Consider the following 18,852-nt stretch of genomic DNA (forward strand, 5'->3'; position numbering starts at 1 on the left):
TGTAGCAGCGGGGAAAAGGCAGGGACGCGTGCCCCGGAAGGGGCACGGAAGAATCGCTTACAGGTCTGAGGCTTAAGGAACCGGCGGGAAGTGCCGCTTGCCGGTGTGCACCCGCAAGCGCCGGAATCGCTCTTTCTTGTGTTCTTCGTCGAAGTGCGCAAGAGACGGTTTGACCAGATCGCTGCGCGACACAATGCCGACCAGTTGCAACGTGGCGGAATCCGCAACCACGGGCAAACGTTCAAGACCGTGCACCGCAAGCCGCGTTGCGACGAGGCGGCAGGTTTCACCGGGCAATGCAAAAGCGGGCGAACGGTGGCGCAATACGTCGGAGAGGCGCGAGTCGAGCGCATTGTGCGCCTCGCCATCGCGGATTTTCTCCAGTACCGCGCGATCGACGACGCCCACCAGCGCGCCTTGACGCACGACCGGATAGGCGCGATGTGTCTGCGTTGCGCCGAAGTACGTTGCCAGCGCTTCTGCCACGGATACGTCGCCATCGATCGTCTTCACCGCGCGCGACATCATCTCGTCGACATGGTGGCGTTCGAGTGGATCGACACCGTATTCCCGGTAAATGTGATAGCCGCGCCGGGCAATTTTCTCGGTCATGATGGAGCGCTTCATGACGACCGTTGCGAACCCGTGCGCGATCAGTGTCGCGGCGAGCAGCGGCAGCAGTGCGTTGCTGTCGTGCGTCAGGCCGAATGCGAACACGATGGCGGTTAACGGCGCGCCCAACGTGGCGCCGAGCGTGGCCGCCATGCAGACGAGCGGCCACAGAGCGGGTTCGCCGCCCGGCAGCACGTGGCCGAGCAGGACGCCGAGTCCCGCGCCCAGCATGAGCAACGGAGCAAGGACGCCGCCCGAGGTGCCCGAGCCCAGCGCGACAACCCAGATGACAGCCTTCACGATGAGGATCGCCAGCGCGATCTGGATGGCAATGTGCTGATGCAACAGATCGCCGATCACGTCGTAACCGACGCCCAGCGCACGCGGTTCGAGAAATCCGCCGATGCCGACGACGAGTCCGCCGAGCGGGGGCCACCACATCCAATGGATGGGCAGCTTGCCGAACAGGTCCTCGACTTTATAAAGTGCGGCCGACAAGCCCGAAGCGAGCGCACCGGACAGCAAGCCGGCGATGACGCAGGACAGCAGCGACAGCGCGCCGGGCGGTGCGGTTTCAAGCGGAAACAGCGGCCCGGTGCCGAAGAATGCCGCGCGCGCAAAACCCGCGACGGCGCACGCAAGCGCGACCGGCAGAAAGCTGCGCGGGCGCCATTCGAACAGCAGCAACTCGACCGCCAGCAGCACGGCCGCCACCGGCGTGCCGAAGACCGCTGTCATGCCCGCCGCCGCGCCGGCCACCAGCAGCGTCTTGCGTTCCGCGGCAGTGACCTTCACGCACTGCGCGATCAGCGACCCGAGTGCGCCGCCTGTCATGATGATCGGGCCTTCCGCACCGAACGGGCCGCCGCTGCCGATCACGATGCCGGACGACAGCGGTTTGAGAATCGCCACCTTCGGCGACATGCGGCTCTTGCCGAACAGGATGGCTTCAATCGCTTCCGGAATGCCGTGACCGCGAATCTTCTCCGAACCGTAGCGCGCCATGAGGCCGACGATCAGGCCACCGATCACGGGGATGACCACCACCCAGACACCCAAGGTATTGACGGCGGGTGAGCGGTCCGCAAACGAAAACTGCTGAAAGAAAAACAGATTGGTGAACAGATGAATCAGGCTCAGCAGCACGAACGCAGCGAGTGTGCTGAGCGCGCCGATTCCCGCGGCGAGTGCGGAAATGCCGGGAAGCCGCGCATTGACGGAAAAATCGCGCTTATGGGTATCGAGACTCATGGTGACTCAAATATCGATCTGGGGGACGTTAAACGCGCCTTTGAGCGACTTCAGCTCCGCACGGTGCATCTCGGCGAGACGGGCGAGGACCTGCTCGCCCGCTTTCAGCAGATGAACCTCAACCTGGCGGCGGTCCGTCTCGCTGACTTTTCTGCGGACCAGATCGAGCGCCTCGCAGCGGGACACGAGCGCGACCACGCCGTGGTGCTGCGCCTGCAGCCGTTCCGCAAGCTCGCCGACGGTCGCCCAGTCGCGCTCCGGATAACCCTTGATGTGCAGGAGCAGCAGATACTGCAACGGCGTGATGCCTTCGCCTTGGGCGGCCTGTTCGGAAAAACGCTCGAAGCGCCGCATCTGGTAGCGAAACTCGGACAGTTGCTCGAAGTTCGCCTTGGTCAAGCCGCGCGTGAGTGTTTTCATCGGAGTGCCTTGGAGAAAGAGGTGAAACGCGGATTATATCATGACGTGATATGTATGTCCGTGCTCGACCTCGGTGTGGATGACGGTGGCTATGCCGCGGTTTGCTGCTTGGCGTAAGCCTGGCGATACAGTCCCGCGATGAGATCGGCCTGCGTGATCATGCCGGCTAGCCGCTGTTTCGAGTCCAGAACCGGGATATGGTGGTGCCCATAGTTAGCAAACACCGGCACCAGTTCGACGATCGGGGTCGTTCCGTCGACTGTCTGAACGTCCACGTTCATCAGTGCGCCAACGAGCGGCGCCGGGGTGACACTGCGCCTGAACCAGCGTTGCATGGACGACGACGGCCCGGGCGCTTTGCCGAACGCCCGTTTGTCGACGAGGTCGGCGCGGGTCACGATGCCGATCACGTGCTGCCTCTCGTCAGTGACAGGAAGTGCCTTGATGTGGCGCTGTTTCAGCAGACTCCATGCGGCGGAAGCTCGCGTGGTGGCCGACACCGCGACGAGAGATCGCGACATGATGTCCGCGCAGGTCAGTTCATTGAACGCGCGGGCGTAGGCCTGCAACTGAACATCGCGCAGCAGGGATTCCAGATCGTCCGTGTCGATATCGAGCAATTCGCCGCGCCGGTTCAGCACCGCCTCGAGGTCCGCGCGCGTGAAACCTTCGTTCGACGCCGATGCCGACGCTCCCGCGCCTTTGACCGAACTCGTCTGGGCGACGTGGGGGTATCGATGCCCGGTAGCGGCGTGATAGATGATGGCGCCGCACAGTAGCGTCACCGACTGGATCGCAATCGGCTCGGCCACAAAGCGGTAGCCCAGCGCGTGCACCGCCGGACCGCCGAGGACCGCGGTCAGCGCGACCGCGCCCGACGGCGGGTGAACACAGCGCAGCGCAAACATCGCACAGATCGCCAGCGCGACGGCCAAAGCGGCGGCGCCCACCGGATCGCCGATCCAGCTTGCACAGGCCACACCGACCGTAGCGGAGACGATATTGCCGCCGATAATCGACCACGGTTGCGCAAGCGGACTGGCTGGAACCGCGAACAGCAGAACGGCCGAAGCGCCCATTGGTGCGACGAGGAGCGGAATGTTTGCCGCCGGTCCGAGCAGGACGTGCATCGTCCCGCCGGTGAACGCAATCCCAAGCAATGCGCCGAGACACGATCTCAGGCGCTCTGGCCACCGGACAGCCATGGGATGGGGGGCGAAGCTGGCGAGCCAGCGGATGAGAGCGTAGCGGGACAAGGTTCGAATAGGAAAATGAAAGGCAGTATCAGATGAGAGGAGGCCACACATTACGGCCAAATCCTCAGGAAACGAAAGAACGCATCGTCATGATTATATTTCATTGTGATATAAAACCGCGTTGCGGGTTGCCGCAGCGCAGCAGAAGTGGGCGGCGGCCAAGGGTTTAGCCTGGTCCTGCACGTGGCGTGGATTAGCCCTGCCGGTGGCATTCGCAACTTGCATAGATCACGTTATGATATAAAATTAAAGCAGGCCTTCTCGTGACTGGTTCCTCAGCAGGAACAGTCCGGATGAAACTGCAAGGATGATTTGCCCGGATTGCACGCGCCTATGGGGACGCCGTGCTCCGCTCCGATGCACGAGGCCGGTTATGGTGAAGGCCCCAGCCGTCGTCGTGGGAGGCCATCACCGCCCGCCAGGATGGTGCGATGAACGCAATACAGATCGAAGCAAGGAGCCATCATGCTGATCACGTTTCAATCGCCCGCCACGCCCGATGTCGTAATGCTCAGGGATCTCGCGCAGTATCTGCTGGGTCTGGTGGGCAAGCGGCTCGATACGCGCGGGGTGATTCTCCACGACGAGCTGCCTCATGCAATCAGCCGTCTGGAAGCGGCGATCTCGGACGATGAAAAAGCGGAGATCGTCCTCGAATCGCTGCAGTATTCCCGCGAACGCCGTCAGGAATCCGGCAGTGGACTTTCGCAGCGCGCCTGGCCATTTCTCGACATGATGCGCGAAGCCTGCAAACAGGACGCCGACATCATCTGGGGACTGTAGGCGCCGGTTTGTCGCCTGAGCCGATGCCGCGCTGCTTATTGAAGGATGCCGGGATGAAACGATGGATTGCACAGAGCCTGTTCACCGCGGCTGTCGGTACGTGCGGCATTTGCGCGTCGACGTGGGCAAACGCGCAACCTGGCGCGCAATCGCAAGAGGGCTGCTGTCCGGAAAGCACACAGTGGCGCCCGGGAGACACACCACAAGGCCATTCTGGCGACGACCAGCATGTGAACTTTCTCTGGCCCGCACTTTAGACGGTGCGTACAACGCGAATGACCCAGCGCCGGACCGATGCAGCCGGCAGCGTCAAGGCGGCCCGTGACGCGTGCGGTTCCACCAATGCCTGCCGGTCACACGTCGGAGAACGCGTTCACGCGGATTGGGGCGCGAATCCAGAGCGACGACGAAAAGAATCACGATCACCAGCACTGCGGCCGAAACAACAATCTGTACGAGAAGATCCATTAGCATCATCGCCTCCGTCATGGTCGCGGTGTCCGGTCGCCGTCCGGACACTCGCATCCCGATCCAGGTTCTCGCAAGCCCGTCAGTCGTCTACCTTGAAGAGGACAGCGCAAGACACACGATCAAGCAGCAATGCGTGGTTCTCACCCGTCCACCAGCGTGCAAAAAATCCGTGCGGGTGGTGTCCAATGACGATCAGGTCAACCCTCAATGAATCCGCCAGGTGGGAAATCTGATCAATCGCATTTCCCACCGAATAGTGTCCTGTGGCGGTCACGCCCCACGCCTGTAGTCGGTCGATACCTTCACTCAGCGTCTCTCTTGCCACCTGCTCATCGATCTCGAACTTCATCGACGACAGGACGTCGAATCCGCCGGACCAATAGGTGCAGTCGAAGATCGACAGCAGATGGGTTTCGGCGTGCAACTGCTGCGCGAGGGACGCGCCGCAGCGCAGTGCGAGCCGTCCCTCCGGCGTGGCGTCGTAGCAGAGCAGGATCCGGTTGAACGGAGCCATGGTGGATTCCTTTGCCAACTTTCGCGGTGTTGCCGATTCGATCGATCGGATCGGCTCGCCACGCAATTTTTCAGGTGAACATAGGCACGGCCTCGATCAGCGCGAAACCCAGTAACGCGCCCACTGCTGCGCCCAGCAGCTTGGGGTGCCAGAGCCGCAATCGCGGCGTGCTGAGCAGGTCGCCGACCAGAATAGTCCCGAGTAGCGCAAATGCGATCAGCAGGTAGCTGATCTCAAAGTCGTTGCTGATGACCATCCCGTCTCCCTCGCATCACGTGGGTCCTTCGATTTGATTATATATCATGACGTGATGTATGTAATCAGAGGATCCACTAACGGCGAGGCTAGCAAGTTTGCTGCCGACAAGCACACCGTGAAGCGGGGATGAAAAGGCTTGTTAAACGCCCTTCATTTTCTGCGGCAGTGCGGAACAGCGTCCCGCTTGATGAACCGAATAGATCGGTCGAATATCACAAAATGAGGTAATTCGGTGTCCCGCATAGAACTCGCGCGCCGCCTGTCCAGCGCGCAAAGCGGTCTTCCGCCGTTACGGCGCGCTTCCTAACGTCAAGTCGGCCTCGCTGCTGCCCAGCGACTGGAATAGCGCGGCCGTGTCGCTTAATCGGGCCGCCTGCGCGTGCGTCTGGTCGAGAGCGGTCTGCAGTGCCTGACGTTGCGTGTCGAGCAGACTGAACTGGCTGACGCCACCCGCCAAATACTGCGCACGTGCGATATCGAGGTTCGCTTGAGCCTGCCGGGCGGCGTCGTCGCGAGCATGCAGTTCGTGCGCGTCGTTATGCAACGCCGTCAGCGCGTCCGCAACCTGTTGCAAGGCCTGCAGCACCGTTTGCTGATAGCTCGCGAACGCAGCGTCATAGGCCGCTTGGGCAGCGCGCTTCTTCGCATGCAGTTCGCCGCCACGAAAAATGGGCTGCGTCAGATTCAGGCCGATATTCCAGATGTTCAGGCCGTTCACAATGTCCTGAATACTCGTGCGTTCAGAGCCGATTCCCGCCGATAGCGAAAACTGTGGATACAGGTTCGCTGTCGCGACGCCCACGTTTGCGCTGGCCTGGTGCAGTAGCGCTTCAGAGGCGCGAATGTCAGGGCGTTGCCGTGCAAGTGACGATGGCAGCGTGACGGGTATCTCGGTCGGCAGATGAAGCGAGTCCAGCGTAAGTTGATCGAACTCCGCTTTGGACGGCACGTCGCCCACCAGGATCGCAAGCTGGTGATCCGCCTGCGCCAACTGCGTGGCGAGCGGCGGCAGTGACGCGCGAGTCTGCGCGAGCAGCGTGCGCTGGCTGTTCACGTCGAGTTGCGATACGCCTCCGGCGGCCAAGCGTGCCTCCATGATGCTGAGCTGCTGCGCCTGCGCGTCGGCGAGACGCTGTGTCAGCAAGACCTGTTGCTGCAACGAAGCGCGCTGTACCGCCGTCGATACGACGTTGCCCGCAATGGACAAGCGCGCTGCATCGAGTTGGAACGCCTCATAGTCGACCTGCGCCAACGTGGCTTCGAGCGCCCGGCGATTGCCGCCGAAAACGTCGAATGTATACGCCACCGTCACCGACGCATTGAATAGCGAAAACGGCCCGGGGTTCTCGACATGCGGAATACCGAAAGCCGCGAGATCGACTTGTTGACGCGTTCCGGAAATCTTCGCGTCAACGCTTGGAAATCGTGTCGCGCCCGACTGCGCATTGTAGTTTTCGCGCGCCTCGATCAGCTTTGCGCGGGCTTGCGCCAGCGAGGGGCTTCGGCTCAGCGCCTGATCGACGAGACGGTCGAGCTCCGCCGAGTGAAATTGGCGCCACCACATCGGCAATGGCGCATCCGCGGTTGTGAAGGTTTGAGCGGAACCCTCTGTGCCGTCGGCCAATACTGTGCGAGACGGCTCGGCCTTGTGCGTGTAGGTTTGCGTGTCCGGCGCCGCGGGCGCGTGAAAGTCCGGTCCCACTGCGCAGCCGCACAGCACGAGTGAACACAGGAAAGCGAGTTGCTTCATGATCGTGTCTTCCTAGTCGAGCGTGCGCCGGTAGAAGCGCAATGCAATGGCCATGACGATTGCCGTGAATAGCGCCATTGGCCACACAGAGGGCCACAGGTCGGCCCAGCCATTGCCCTTGAGCAAGATGCCGCGAATCAGCCGGTTGAAATAGGTCAACGGCAAGAGGTTGCCGATAAATTGCGCCCACGCCGGCATGCCCGCGAAAGGGAACATGAAGCCCGAGAGCAGGATGTTGGGCAAGAAGTAGAAGACGGTAAGCTGCATCGCCTGCAACTGGTTTTGTGCGAGCGAAGAAAGCGTGATGCCCACCGTCAGATTCGCGGCAATGAAAAGCAGCGCCGAGAGATAGATGGCCAGAGCGCTGCCGACAAACGGAACATGGAAAACATAGCGTGTCGCGGCAAGAATGATCGACGCCTGAATGAGCCCAATGACGACATAGGGCACGATCTTGCCGGTCATCACTTCGATTGGCAAAACAGGCGTGGCGAGCAGGTTTTCCATCGTGCCGCGCTCGCGTTCGCGGGTCACGGCGAGGCCGGTCATCATGACGAGCGTCATGGTGAGGATCACGCCCATCAGCCCGGGCACCACGTTGTATTGCGTTACGCCTTCGGGGTTGTAGAGGTTGTGAACCTGCACGTCGAAGGCGTTTTGCGTGCCGTTCAGGTGTGCGAGCGGACCCGTGAGATCTTTATCCGCGACCGGCTGAACGAGTTTCGGCAGCGCGCCGACGGCGGTGTTCGTTGCGGTGGGATCGGTCGCGTCGGCTTCGACCAGCAGCGACGGATGCTCGCCGCGCAGCAGTTTGCGCGAGAAATCCACGGGCACGTTGAGGACGAATTGCACTTTGCCCTGCGCGAGCGCGCGGCGCCCGGCCTCTTCGTCAGGCAAGATTTCGACGATGTCGAAATAGGCCGAGTTCGTCATCGCCGCAACGAAGCTGCGGGAAAACTCGCTCTGGTCATGGATGATGACGGCTGTCGGCAGATGCTTCGGGTCGGTATTGATCGCAAAGCCGAACAGTGCAAGCTGGACGATCGGCAGCCCGACGATCATGCCGAACGTGACGCGGTCACGCCTCAGTTGAAGAAACTCCTTGAGGACGATGCTCCACCAGCGTGTCAGAGAGAAAACGGTGCGATTCTTCATGACGGCGCTCCGAAGTTGTCCTTCGAATGACTCATCAGATAGATGAACACATCCTCGAGTCCCGTGCCGATCGGTTCGATGCGCAGCGAGGTTCCGGCGACCGCTTGCCGCACCGCGGCTTCGAGCGCCTCGTGATCGCGCCCGCTGACGTGCAGCGCGGACCCGAACACGACGGTCTGGTCGACACCGGGCGTCGTACGAAGCTGGTCGGATAGCTTGCTCATGTGTTCGCCGTGGATGGACCACGTCGACAGACCTTGTGATTCGATCACCTCGCTCGCGGTGCCGCGCGCGAGCATCTTCCCGTAAGCGATATAAGCGAGCTTGTGACAGCGTTCCGCTTCATCCATGTAGTGGGTACTGACGAGCACGGATATGCCGGTGGCGGCGAGGCGATGCAATTCTTCCCAGAAGTCGCGCCGTGCGGTGGGATCCACACCGGCGGTGGGCTCATCGAGCAGCAGCAGTTTCGGCTCGTGCAGCATGCAGGCGGCCAGCGCGAGCCGCTGCTTCCAGCCGCCCGATAGCGAACCGGTCAACTGGTTCGCGCGCGTTTGCAGGCCGAGCGATTCCAGCGAGCGATCCACCGCTTCTCGCCGGTTGCGCATCTGGTAGATGCGCGCGACAAAGTCGAGATTCTCGCGGATGGTCAGGTCTTCCCAGTAGGAAAAGCGCTGGGTCATGTACCCGACATTGCGTTTGATCTGCTCGCTCTCACGCACGATGTCGTAGCCGAGGCAGGTGCCGCTGCCCGAATCCGGCGTGAGCAATCCGCACATGAGGCGGATGGAGGTCGTCTTGCCGCTGCCGTTCGGCCCGAGAAAGCCGAAAATTTCGCCACGGCCGACCTGCAACGAGACGTTGTTGACAACGTGTTTGTTACCGAAGCGCTTGTTCAGGTCATGCACGTCGATCACGTACTGTTGGGCGTCGTCGTTCATTGCAGTACCACCGAGACAGGTTGGCCCGGGTGAAGCTTCGTCGCGTCCGCAACCGACGGGTGGGCTTCGACCATGAACACGAGCTTGGCGCGGCTTTCGTTGCTATAGATGACGGGCGGCGTGTACTCGGCTTGACTCGACACATAAGTGATCTTCGCAGGCACGTCAGCCGCGCAGCCGTCGCAATGCAGGGTCACGCCGCGATTGAGCGCCAGCTGCCCGACGATCGTCTCCGGAACGAAGAATCGCACCTTGACGTTCTGCGGCGGCAGCATCTGGACGATCGGACTACCGGCGGCCACCCATTCACCCTGGCGATAGAGTGTGTCATAGACAAGGCCTTCTGATGGGGCGCTGACGCGTTTCTGATCGAGCTTCCATTGGGCTTGCGCAACGACGGCATCGGCGGCGGCTACTTGCGCTTCCTGTCCGACGATCTGTTGTGAGCGGGCCGGCAGGTGAGCCACGTCGACCTGATGGGTGAGCTCCCGAACCTGCGCGGCGGTCGAGTCGGCGTTGGCGCGCGAATCGTCGAGTTGAGCCTTTGCGATGCCGCCTGCGTGGTATTGGGCTTCGTCCCGCGTCAGTTGCAGCGCGGCCTTGCGAGCGTTGGCGACGGCCTCGGCCAGTTGCGCACGGTTGACGTCGACCTCGGGCACGCGCTTGCCGGTCTGGATGTCGGCCAGTTGAGCGCGGGCCGCCGCGAGTTGCTGCTGCGCCTGGACGAGCGCGTGGGCTTCATCGTCGGATTCGAGGGAAAATAGCGAGGCGTTCGTCTTGACCGTTTGTCCGCGAGAGACCGACAACGCCGTAAGCTTGCCGGCCTGCGAGGAGCCGAGGTAGACGAACTCGCCTTCGACGTAGCCTTGGTAGGTTGCCGTTTCGTGCCGCGAGCAGGCCGATAACAGGGCGACGAGCAGCACCGGAAGTACGGCGCCGGAAAATCGTTGTGCTCGCGTGGGCTTAGACAAAGGTTCCACCGAGAGGCGTTTATTTAGTAAGTAATACATAATTAAAATCCTGTGGTGTCGCGATCGGGACACTAGCCGGATCGACTCAGCACGACGGCAAGCACGCGATGAGCTCGATCTGCGGTCTTCGCGAGGGCGATCCGGCTGCCTTGGTGACTCGGCATTCCATGCCGGCGCGTCCGTTCGCGGATCGGACGCAGATGAAGTAGAATGGATAGTATGCGAATTTGAATTCAAATTCAAACTATTTTTGAACGAAAGCTTTCGACCATGCCGACCAGTCCGAAAAAGACAGCCGCGACCCAGCCTAAGCGGGCCTCGCGCCCTGATGGCGCGGCGACCCGTCAGCACCTGCTCGAGACCGCGGGCCAAGTGTTCGCCGAACGTGGTTTCGCGGATGCCACCAGCAAGGAAATTTGCGAGCGTGCCGGCACACCGATGGCGTCGGTGAACTATCACTTTGGAAGCAGGGAGGCGCTCTACGAAGCGGCGCTGGTCGAGGCGCACCGGCAAGTCGTGGGTCTTGACGAGCTAGCGGCGCTTGCCGCGGGCCTCGACGATCCCAGGGATCAGTTGCGTGCCATGCTTTCCCGTTTCGTCGGTCTTTCAACGAGTGCAGGCACGCCTTGGGGCTTCATGCTGATGTTGCGCGAAGTGCTGTCGCCGTCGAAAGCTATTCCGGCGCTCATCGAGAAAGCGGTACGTCCGAAAGCCGCATTCCTGCTCAAGGTGATCGGCGAAGTACTGGGGCTGGACCCGGCCACGCCCGTGGTTCAGCGGGCTGTGATGTTTACGGTGTTGCCATGCATCGCCATGATGATCGCGCCCAAGCAGATGCAGTCAGCGCTATTGCCTGCTGTCGCAAAAGACAAGGATGCGCTTGCAGAGGATTTTGTGCGATTCGTGCTGGCGGGTCTCGATGCGATCGCACTCGCTCATCGTTCAGAAGCCAGGTGAACCCGGCACTTCAGACAGCTTCCTCCACTGGGGTAGCTTCCATGACCGTTGCCAGAATCATCGCATCGACATTTCGCGGCGCAGGTCGAGCACGCCTCGGTCGATACACGGCGTCGCCTCTTGCAATCGTCTGACCGCTCAGCGCGCAAACCCCGGATTTCCTTGCGATGCAACGCCGCCATAGCTGTTCGCCGTAGCAGCAGGAGGTCGCGTCGCTCCACGCAATGGTTGCCGAAGTCTGTCCATTGCGCTCCAGAACCCGGATCGCGCATTTCGAAAACTTGCCTTCGCCGCGCATCGGGCGCATGCGGCCGGACACAATGGGCAGTGGTATTTCGCCTCCGTTCGAGATGAGCGCCATCGTGGACCGCCACGTTCTGTCTTCTTCAAAGGGAGCATGCATGATGCGGTTCCTCGCTTCTCATTAGACAAAAAGATGCCGAGCGCAAATCAATGTGACGTGCCGGATTCTCGAGCCAACGCTCGACCCTGGCTGGATGATAGTCAGCGGAATTGCTGGCCGCTACTACATGAATGTGGAGTACGTCCGGGTTTGACCAGGAAGAGGAGCGATTGCGAACATTACATATTCATGTAATGCGGAATGCTTTTTTCGGCGTTATTGTGTCGACTGGGTGCGCCTGCAATCTGTCGGTGAGCGCCCCCCAGGCTACGGCCTTGAAAAATGCGCTATCGGGTTCTTCAGAAGGTCTTTGGATGACGGCGCGTTGTGGGAGACGTAAGGCAAGCGTCATCTCTCTAGTGCGCCCGAAGCCGTTTCCCTTGCTGCCCCAAAACCCGAAATCCGAGGCGAGACGCATCGGCGTATCTGCAAGGTGTGACATTGATTTCAACCACAGAGTCGACTTTGAAACGACACATGCCACTAGCCAGAGGCAGATATTCAAGGCGTGCAATCGGCGCGGCCGCGATTGCCGCGATTCCGATGTCAGGGTGTACAAATTCGCCATCCATTGGCGTGCTTGGCGCGTACTTTCCCGAATGGCTGTTCTGCATTGTCGCGGGCGTCGTGCTCACGGTCGTCATCTATCTGATCCTCAAGCGCTTACAGGCCGACCATCTGATGGGACCTTCCGCCGTCGTGTATCCCACGCTCGTCGCTTTCGTTGCGCTCGCTGTCTGGTTGATATTCTTCCAACATTGAATCTGTTTCGGGTGGATGAATGGCGACCCTAGCCAGCAAGACATCGAAGAGAAAATGGCCGGCCATCGTGATGGTCGTGCTGACGCTGTTGCTGCTCGTCTACGTGATCCGGCTGTGGGACCGCACGCCTCGCACCGACGACGCCTATGTCTACGCGGACACGATCGACGTCGTGCCCGAGGTCAACGGCCGCATCGTCGAACTCGCCGTGCGCGACAATCAGGCGGTGAAGCAGGGCGATCTGCTGTTCCGTATCGATCCGCGCCCGTATCAGGATGGGCTCGCGCGGGGCAACGCATCGCTCGTCGCGCTCGACCGCCAGATCGAACTGACCCAGCGCACGGTCAATGCGCAGCAGTACAACGCGCAGTCCGTACGTGCGGCCGTCGAGCGCGCGCGAGCCGCAGCCGGGCAGGCGTCCGATACGCTGCACCGCATGGAGCCGCTGTTGTCACACGGTTATGTGTCGGCGGAAGACGTCGACCGTGCGCGCACCGCGCAACGCTCCACGCAGGCCGAACTCAGCGCCGCGCAACTGCAGGCGCAGCAGGCGGCAGCAGCGGTGAGCGGCGTCGATGCACTGGTCGCGCAACGTGCCGTCGTCATGGCGGAGATCGCGACTGCCGAACTGAACCTGGAGTATGCGACGGTGCGAGCACCGTTCGACGGACGCGTCGTGTCATTGAAGACATCGACCGGCCAGTTTGCCACGGCGCTCAAACCGGTCTTCACCTTGATCGACACGCGCCACTGGTACGTGGTCGCGAACTTTCGCGAAACCGAACTCAAGGGCGTCAGGGCGGGGACGCCTGCCACTGTCTATCTGATGAGCGATACGGGCCAGCGTTTCCAGGGCAGCGTCGATTCGATCAGCTATGGCATCGCGCCCGATGAAGCCGGCCTTGCATTGCCTGGCGGATTGCCACGCATTCAACGCACACTCAACTGGGTGCATGTATCGCAACGCTTCCCGGTGAAGATCCGCATCGACAAACCGAACCCGGAACTGTTTCGCGTCGGCACCTCGGCGGTGGCGGTTCTGGAACCCGGACGCGGCAACGACGGCGAGCGCCATTGAGGAGCCCATGACTGCCGCCGACTATCTGCCCGTCACGCTGCGCGATGCAGGCGCTTTCCTGAGGCGCGAGCTTGCGCCTTTCCCCGGGCGTCTCAACGTGATGTTGCGTTGCATGCTGACGAGCGCGATCGTGATCGTCGCGTCGAATACGCTCGAGGTGCCGGAACTCGCGCTGTCGCTGCTGGTGGTGTTCTATGTCACGCAGTCGAACGTGGTGGTCACGCGGCTGGTCGGCGTGATGTTCATGGTCGGATCGACGCTGGCCATCGGCCTGTCGATCCTGCTGCTGAAATTTACATTCGACTATTCGTTGCTGCGCATCGTCATCGCGAGCCTGATGTTCCTGGGCAGCGTGTATCTGCTGCGTGTGCTCAAGATCGGCATCGTGTTCTTCATCGTCGCGATCGTCGTGATCTACGTGCAGAGTTTCGTGGACCAGACCGATCAGGCCGACCTGTTGATCCGCGCCGTGTTGTGGGTGTGGGTCGCCGTCAACTATCCGATCGCGCTGACGCTCGTAGTCAATACTTTGCTGCTGCCCGCCGAACCGCAATTGCAACTCAAGGCGGAAATCCATCGGCAACTCGCGGCGCTGGACACGCGACTGACCCAGCTGATCGACGGCAACACGAGCGCCGCGCCGATCACGCTGGCGGCCGTTCAGCAAGGCGCGCTCACGCTGCAGAAGCTGTTGCGGTTCACGACAATGCGTGATGCGCACTATCGCGAACATCAGGCGTCGCAGCTTGCGTGCATTGCGACCGTCTCGCGGCTTTATCGTGGAGCGAGTGAACTGCCGCTCAGTTGGCCGCGCGCGTCAGCAGCGCAACTGGCGATGTTGCGTGAGTTGCGTGCGAACTGCGACGCGCTCGACCAATCGGTCATGACCGGCGAGCCGTATCGCTACGTGAGCACGGCGACACCTGAAGAGCGCAACGCCGCCGACACGATTCCTGCTGCCGCCGAATCGCAGCGGGCGCTGCGCGCATTCGCCGACCTGGCCGCAAGCGATTCGGCATCCGGCAAACCGCCCGCGAGCGAGCCGATGGTTGCGCCGGACGCATGGACCAATCCCGCGTACCTGCGCTTTTCGCTGAAGACGTTGCTCGCCGTTCTCGTCTGCTACGTGTTCTACAACGCCGTGGACTGGCAGGGCGTCCACACGATCATGCTGACCTGCCTGATCGTCGCGCTGCCGAGCCTCGGCGCATCGACGCAGCGCGCGTTGCTGCGGCTCTCCGGAGCTGCCGTCGGCAGCGCGCTGGCACTGTTCATGGTCGTGTTCGTGGTTCCGCATCTCGACGACATTGTCGGCCTGCTGTTGATGGCGTTGCCTGTCGTCGCGTTAGGGGCGTGGATCTCGGCGGGCTCGGAAAGAATCGGCTATGCCGGCCTCCAGGTGGCGTTCACCTTCTCGCTGGCGCTGCTCGATCAGTTCGGCCCAACCACCAATCTCACCGAGATCCGCGACCGGATGGTCGGCATTCTGCTGGGTGTCTGCGTGGCGACCTTCGTGCAGATGTCGTTCTGGCGCGAGGGCGAGGGCGACGTGCTGCGGCAGAAGCTCGCCACCCTGTTGCGCGCGATTGCCGCACAGTTGCGCCCGTCGCCGGTCGGCGCCGAGAAAGGGGATGAGTTGCCATATGCACAGCGGCAGTTGCAGGCGTGGGCCGTGCTGGCCGATTGCGAGACGACGCTCTCGCGTGTCGCGCTCGAACCCGGCTGGCAGGAAAGCGAGCAGTCGCAACTGACACTGCGCGCGCAAACTGTCCTCGCACAGGGGCGCGAGATCATGCTGGCGGGCGACACGTTGCGCAACACTTTGGTGGCGCAAGCGGACTTGTCGAGCCAACACACGATCGACGCAGTGCGCGCAGCCCAGCAGCAGGCCAGCGCCGAACTCAACCGGTACGCGGATGATCTCGCGGTCAACCCACCTGATGCGCACGCGCCGCGACGCATCGAGATCGCTGCGCAAGCGGGCGCACCGGCCCAGCCGGTCTATCAGTCGCTCATCGCCGCAGCGGACGAACTGTCGCGGCAGATCGCGGGCTTGCCGGACTGGCGCGTCGAGGCACCGGTCGCGGCTCGTGCATCACCGGCGGTACGAGCATGAAGGCGCGATCGGGTTGGTGCGATTGGCGATGGCGTCGAGGCTTTTTATGCCTCGCGTGGGTATCTTCCGTGCTGTCGGGTTGCGCGCTGATCCATCACAACGGCACGCCCCGTTCCGAGATCGCGCCCGAGCAGATCAATCTCGCGGACGACATCCATCTCGCGCGCGACGGCTGGCCCGCCGCGCGCTGGTGGACGCGCTATCACGACGCGCAGCTCGACGCGCTGATCGATCAGGCGCTCGCCGATGCGCCGACGATGGTGATCGCGCGCACGCGCGTCGCGCAGGCGAAGTCGGATGTGGAACTGACCAAAGCGGGATCCAACCTTCAGGTGGCCGCGCTGGCCTCGCTGGATCGCGAGCATATTTCCGCGAACGGTTTTCTCGGCCCGTTCGCGAAGAACGAGCCGGCTGCGGGGCTGACGGGGCCGTGGTACACCGAGGGCGTCGTCGGGCTTGGTGCAAGCCTGGATATCGACATCTGGGGCAAGCAACGCGCGGAGGTCGCCGCGTCGCTCGGCGTGAGCAATGCGCGGCTCGCCGAGACGTCCGCTGTCGAACTCGAAATCTCGACGGATGTCGCACAGCTTTACTACGGTATTCAAACGACTTATCAGCTCATCGACCTGCTGAACGAATCGCATGAGGTCGCGGCGTTCGCGGTGCAAGCACACGAAGCGCGTGCGGCGCGGGGCCTCGAAGCTCGCACCCAGCTGGAAGAAGCACGCGCGCAGCAGCTGGCCATCGAACAGCAGATCGTGTCGGCGCAAGGGCAGATCAAGCAGCTTCGCGAATCGATGCGGGCGCTGGTCGGCGCGGGACCCGCTGGCCTGCCCGCGATCGAACCCGTCGCGCTGCCACGTTCGCAGGCGGCCTTGCCGGCGACGCTCTCGTACGAACTGCTGGCCCGGCGGCCCGATCTGCAGGCAATGCGATGGTATGTCGAGGCGTCGTTCGACAAGATCGATGCGGCGAAGGCGGCGTTTTATCCGAGCTTCGACATCAAGGCATTTTTGGGCTTCAACGCTTTGCACCTCGCCGATCTCTTCACGCATGCGAGCCAGCAGATCAACCTGATTCCGGGCCTGACTCTGCCGATCTTCGACGGCGGCAGGCTCAATGCGAACCTGAGCGGCGCGCGCGAGGGGAGCAACCTGCTGATCGAGCAATACAACCAGGCCGTTCTCAACGCCGTACGCGATGTCGCGCAGACGGGAAGCCGTCTGCAGTCTCTCGATGCGCAGACTGCGTTGCAGAAGCAGCGGATCGAATCGGTTGCGTTCACGAGGGACAGCGTCGAAGCCTATTATCAACGCGGACTGACGAGCCGGCTCGCGGCGCTCGACGCGCGCCAGCCCGTGATCGCGGAACAGGTCGCCCTGCTCACGCTCAACGGCCAAGTGCTCAGTCAGGAGATTGCGTTGACGAAGGCGCTCGGCGGCGGTTATCTCGCCGATCCGCCTGTTGAACTGAAGCCGCGTTGAACGGCGCGCGTATTCGGGTTAGAACTGCTGTGATCGCAGGGACTCGAATTCCGCGCGGCACACGTCGCCGAACTTGCCGAGAATGTCGATCGAGCCGTCCGCGAGCATCCCGCGAATCTCGATGAAGGACTTGTCTGGCGAGAGATAGGTGTCCACGATCTTGCGTCCTATCACGTCAGCTTCGTCCGCGACTTCGCGCGACGACTGGACGCGCATGCGGCTGATCTTCGCGTAGAGGTTGCCGAGCGCGGTGAGATCGGGCTCGTTGTGTTGCAGCGCGTGGACATAGCAATTCGTCGCTTCCTCGATGAACGCCTTGTACAGATCCTGCCGCCGGGTCAGTTCATGCGCCAGCCACTCCGCGCGAACCTGAGTGCGTTGGGTCAGCCACGAGGCAAGAACCGAAGTCATGCCGCCGATAGCGGCGCCGACAAGTGCAGCCAGGGCAGAGATAACCGATGCGTTCATGGACTATTCTCACGTTGTCATTCAGCTATCCATAGTAACGCCGTGGTGTGTAATTTTGGAGTCGGCCAGTCTGGAACAGAACACGATGATGACCGAAGCGGGAGTGATGCGTGACGCCGCGTTGACGAGCGTTCGTATCAATGGTCAGCTTTGGACCACGACCACGTGCGCCTGGATTTTACCGGCGACTGGCCCCGTGCCGAATCGCTCGGCGATCGCAGTGGCGCACGCGGAGGTCGCGTCGTCCACAGCGCCGCCGGAGCGAGCCTCGATCTCACTGCGCAAAGGCGTTCCCTGGCAAAGACCGACGGCCGGCACACGCGCCGATGTCGCACGGCTACGCGCCGCAAGCGTCTCGAAGCGTGGTGCCGCGCTGAAGCCCGCATCCGCGAGGTCGCGTGTAATCACCGCCGGGTCGAAATAACCGTACGGCGTACGCACCATGAAAAGTGGAGGATCCGCCGGGAAGAGACCGGCGAGCGTCGCCGTGACGGTGTTGGCAAACTCGTTTTCCTCGATGCGATCCCAGACGTTGAACAACAGCGCGCCGTCGCGCCGAAGTACGCGCCGAGCCTCGGAAAACGCGTGCGCTTTGTCCGGAAAGAACATGACCCCGAACTGGCAGACGACGATGTCGAAACTCGCGTCGTCGAACGGCAGCCGGGTCGCGTCTGCCTGTTGCCACTTTACCGGCCTCGAGGTGCCGATTGCCGCGGCGCGATCCAGCATCGGCTGATTCAGGTCGGTCGCAACCAGGTCGACATGCGGGGGCAATGCATGCGCCATCGAGCGGGTCACTACGCCCGTGCCGGCGGCGGTCTCGAGCACGCGTGACGGATGACGCCCCGCGACCCTGTTTGCCAGATCCGCGGCGTAGGGTTCAAAGAGCATCGGAACAAGGTGGCTCTCATAGAGTTCGGGGATCGAGCCGGTGAAGCGAGTGTCGGTACCGAAGCTGTCCATACGCCTCCCTACTGTGGTCGCGAAGGGCGCCATGCCGCCTCTCGTCCTCCTGGTGTCCGATTGCCGCGCCAGCTATGCCCGGCTAAAAGCGAGTGGCGTGGAATTCACCCAGGAGCCGGTCGACCGCTTCGGTAGTGTCGACGCCGGTTTCCGCGACCCCGCCGGCAACGGTTGGAAGATGATTCAGGAGCCGGGAACCACGACGTGAATGGCCATTCAAACGTTGTTGCGGCTCGGAC

Annotated in this window: 19 protein-coding genes and 1 pseudogene; 7 read left to right on the forward strand and 13 right to left on the reverse strand. The window is 62.1% G+C overall.

Annotated features, from left to right (window positions below):
- Positions 1-72: 72 nt before the first annotated feature.
- The 3 genes from HF916_RS31115 to HF916_RS31125 form a co-directional block, all read right to left on the reverse strand.
- On the reverse strand, positions 73-1,863 hold the full coding sequence (locus HF916_RS31115) for a chloride channel protein (protein WP_168792717.1): 1,791 nt from the start codon (positions 1,861-1,863) through the stop codon (positions 73-75).
- A 6-nt stretch (positions 1,864-1,869) separates the two neighbouring features.
- Positions 1,870-2,283 (reverse strand): MarR family winged helix-turn-helix transcriptional regulator, encoded by a 414-nt coding sequence (locus tag HF916_RS31120; protein WP_012431895.1) that lies wholly within the window; start codon positions 2,281-2,283, stop codon positions 1,870-1,872.
- An 89-nt stretch (positions 2,284-2,372) separates the two neighbouring features.
- Complete coding sequence (locus HF916_RS31125; RefSeq protein WP_206002019.1) at positions 2,373-3,539, reverse strand: HPP family protein; 1,167 nt, start codon at positions 3,537-3,539, stop codon at positions 2,373-2,375.
- 465 nt (positions 3,540-4,004) lie between these two features.
- Here HF916_RS31125 and HF916_RS31130 point away from each other — a divergent pair, with 465 nt between their 5' ends.
- Positions 4,005-4,322, forward strand: coding sequence for a DUF1840 domain-containing protein (locus HF916_RS31130; RefSeq protein ID WP_168792719.1), 318 nt, complete (start codon positions 4,005-4,007; stop codon positions 4,320-4,322).
- Between the two features lie 309 nt (positions 4,323-4,631).
- Here the strand turns inward: HF916_RS31130 and HF916_RS31135 are convergent, their stop codons facing one another.
- The 7 genes from HF916_RS31135 to HF916_RS31165 all read right to left on the reverse strand — a co-directional run bounded on the left by HF916_RS31135 (position 4,632) and on the right by HF916_RS31165 (position 10,454).
- Positions 4,632-4,811 carry a hypothetical protein gene (locus tag HF916_RS31135; protein ID WP_168792720.1) on the reverse strand — a complete coding sequence of 60 codons (180 nt, stop codon included), beginning with the start codon at positions 4,809-4,811 and terminating at the stop codon, positions 4,632-4,634.
- Positions 4,812-4,872: 61 nt separating this feature from the next.
- Entirely contained in the window at positions 4,873-5,307 is a 435-nt protein-coding gene (locus tag HF916_RS31140; RefSeq protein WP_168792721.1) for a universal stress protein, read from the reverse strand.
- Positions 5,308-5,377: 70 nt separating this feature from the next.
- On the reverse strand, positions 5,378-5,563 hold the full coding sequence (locus HF916_RS31145; RefSeq protein WP_168792722.1) for a hypothetical protein: 186 nt from the start codon (positions 5,561-5,563) through the stop codon (positions 5,378-5,380).
- Between the two features lie 291 nt (positions 5,564-5,854).
- On the reverse strand, positions 5,855-7,315 hold the full coding sequence (locus tag HF916_RS31150; protein WP_168792723.1) for an efflux transporter outer membrane subunit: 1,461 nt from the start codon (positions 7,313-7,315) through the stop codon (positions 5,855-5,857).
- Between the two features lie 12 nt (positions 7,316-7,327).
- Positions 7,328-8,470: an ABC transporter permease gene (locus tag HF916_RS31155; protein WP_168792724.1), complete on the reverse strand. Its 1,143-nt coding sequence runs from the start codon at positions 8,468-8,470 to the stop codon at positions 7,328-7,330.
- Positions 8,467-9,411: an ABC transporter ATP-binding protein gene (locus tag HF916_RS31160; RefSeq protein WP_168792725.1), complete on the reverse strand. Its 945-nt coding sequence runs from the start codon at positions 9,409-9,411 to the stop codon at positions 8,467-8,469. Before HF916_RS31160 ends, HF916_RS31155 begins: the two co-directional genes overlap by 4 nt.
- Positions 9,408-10,454 (reverse strand): HlyD family secretion protein, encoded by a 1,047-nt coding sequence (locus HF916_RS31165; protein ID WP_240975765.1) that lies wholly within the window; start codon positions 10,452-10,454, stop codon positions 9,408-9,410. The genes HF916_RS31160 and HF916_RS31165 overlap by 4 nt, the downstream gene beginning before the upstream one ends.
- Positions 10,455-10,652: 198 nt before the next feature.
- Between HF916_RS31165 and HF916_RS31170 the strand changes: the two genes are divergently transcribed.
- The gene (locus tag HF916_RS31170) at positions 10,653-11,339 is read left to right on the forward strand and encodes a TetR/AcrR family transcriptional regulator (protein WP_168792726.1); all 687 of its coding nucleotides are present in this window, start codon (positions 10,653-10,655) and stop codon (positions 11,337-11,339) included.
- Between the two features lie 10 nt (positions 11,340-11,349).
- Here the strand turns inward: HF916_RS31170 and HF916_RS31175 are convergent, their stop codons facing one another.
- Positions 11,350-11,742 (reverse strand): DUF3331 domain-containing protein, encoded by a 393-nt coding sequence (locus tag HF916_RS31175; RefSeq protein WP_168792727.1) that lies wholly within the window; start codon positions 11,740-11,742, stop codon positions 11,350-11,352.
- Positions 11,743-12,285: 543 nt separating this feature from the next.
- Here HF916_RS31175 and HF916_RS31180 point away from each other — a divergent pair.
- From HF916_RS31180 to HF916_RS31195, 4 genes are read left to right on the forward strand one after another with little or no spacing between them, the layout of a single operon-like run.
- A complete protein-coding gene (locus HF916_RS31180; RefSeq protein ID WP_240975766.1) occupies positions 12,286-12,504 on the forward strand; it encodes a YtcA family lipoprotein in 219 nt (72 codons plus the stop codon).
- Between the two features lie 19 nt (positions 12,505-12,523).
- Positions 12,524-13,582, forward strand: a complete 1,059-nt coding sequence (gene mdtN / locus HF916_RS31185) for a multidrug transporter subunit MdtN (RefSeq protein ID WP_168792729.1) — start codon at positions 12,524-12,526, stop codon at positions 13,580-13,582.
- A 7-nt stretch (positions 13,583-13,589) separates the two neighbouring features.
- Positions 13,590-15,698 (forward strand): FUSC family protein, encoded by a 2,109-nt coding sequence (locus tag HF916_RS31190; protein WP_168792730.1) that lies wholly within the window; start codon positions 13,590-13,592, stop codon positions 15,696-15,698.
- Complete coding sequence (locus HF916_RS31195) at positions 15,695-17,182, forward strand: MdtP family multidrug efflux transporter outer membrane subunit (protein ID WP_168792731.1); 1,488 nt, start codon at positions 15,695-15,697, stop codon at positions 17,180-17,182. Before HF916_RS31190 ends, HF916_RS31195 begins: the two co-directional genes overlap by 4 nt.
- Positions 17,183-17,200: 18 nt before the next feature.
- Here HF916_RS31195 and HF916_RS31200 read toward each other — a convergent pair whose 3' ends face one another.
- Together HF916_RS31200 and HF916_RS31205 are read right to left on the reverse strand one after the other, a co-directional pair.
- Positions 17,201-17,650, reverse strand: a complete 450-nt coding sequence (locus HF916_RS31200; RefSeq protein WP_168792732.1) for a hypothetical protein — start codon at positions 17,648-17,650, stop codon at positions 17,201-17,203.
- Between the two features lie 144 nt (positions 17,651-17,794).
- Positions 17,795-18,613, reverse strand: a complete 819-nt coding sequence (locus tag HF916_RS31205) for a class I SAM-dependent methyltransferase (RefSeq protein WP_168792733.1) — start codon at positions 18,611-18,613, stop codon at positions 17,795-17,797.
- Between the two features lie 4 nt (positions 18,614-18,617).
- Between HF916_RS31205 and HF916_RS31210 the strand changes: the two are divergent.
- Positions 18,618-18,821: pseudogene (locus HF916_RS31210) on the forward strand (VOC family protein); the annotation flags it as partial.
- Positions 18,822-18,852: the final 31 nt, after the last annotated feature.

This window comes from Paraburkholderia aromaticivorans (assembly GCF_012689525.1).
Lineage (GTDB): Bacteria > Pseudomonadota > Gammaproteobacteria > Burkholderiales > Burkholderiaceae > Paraburkholderia > Paraburkholderia aromaticivorans_A.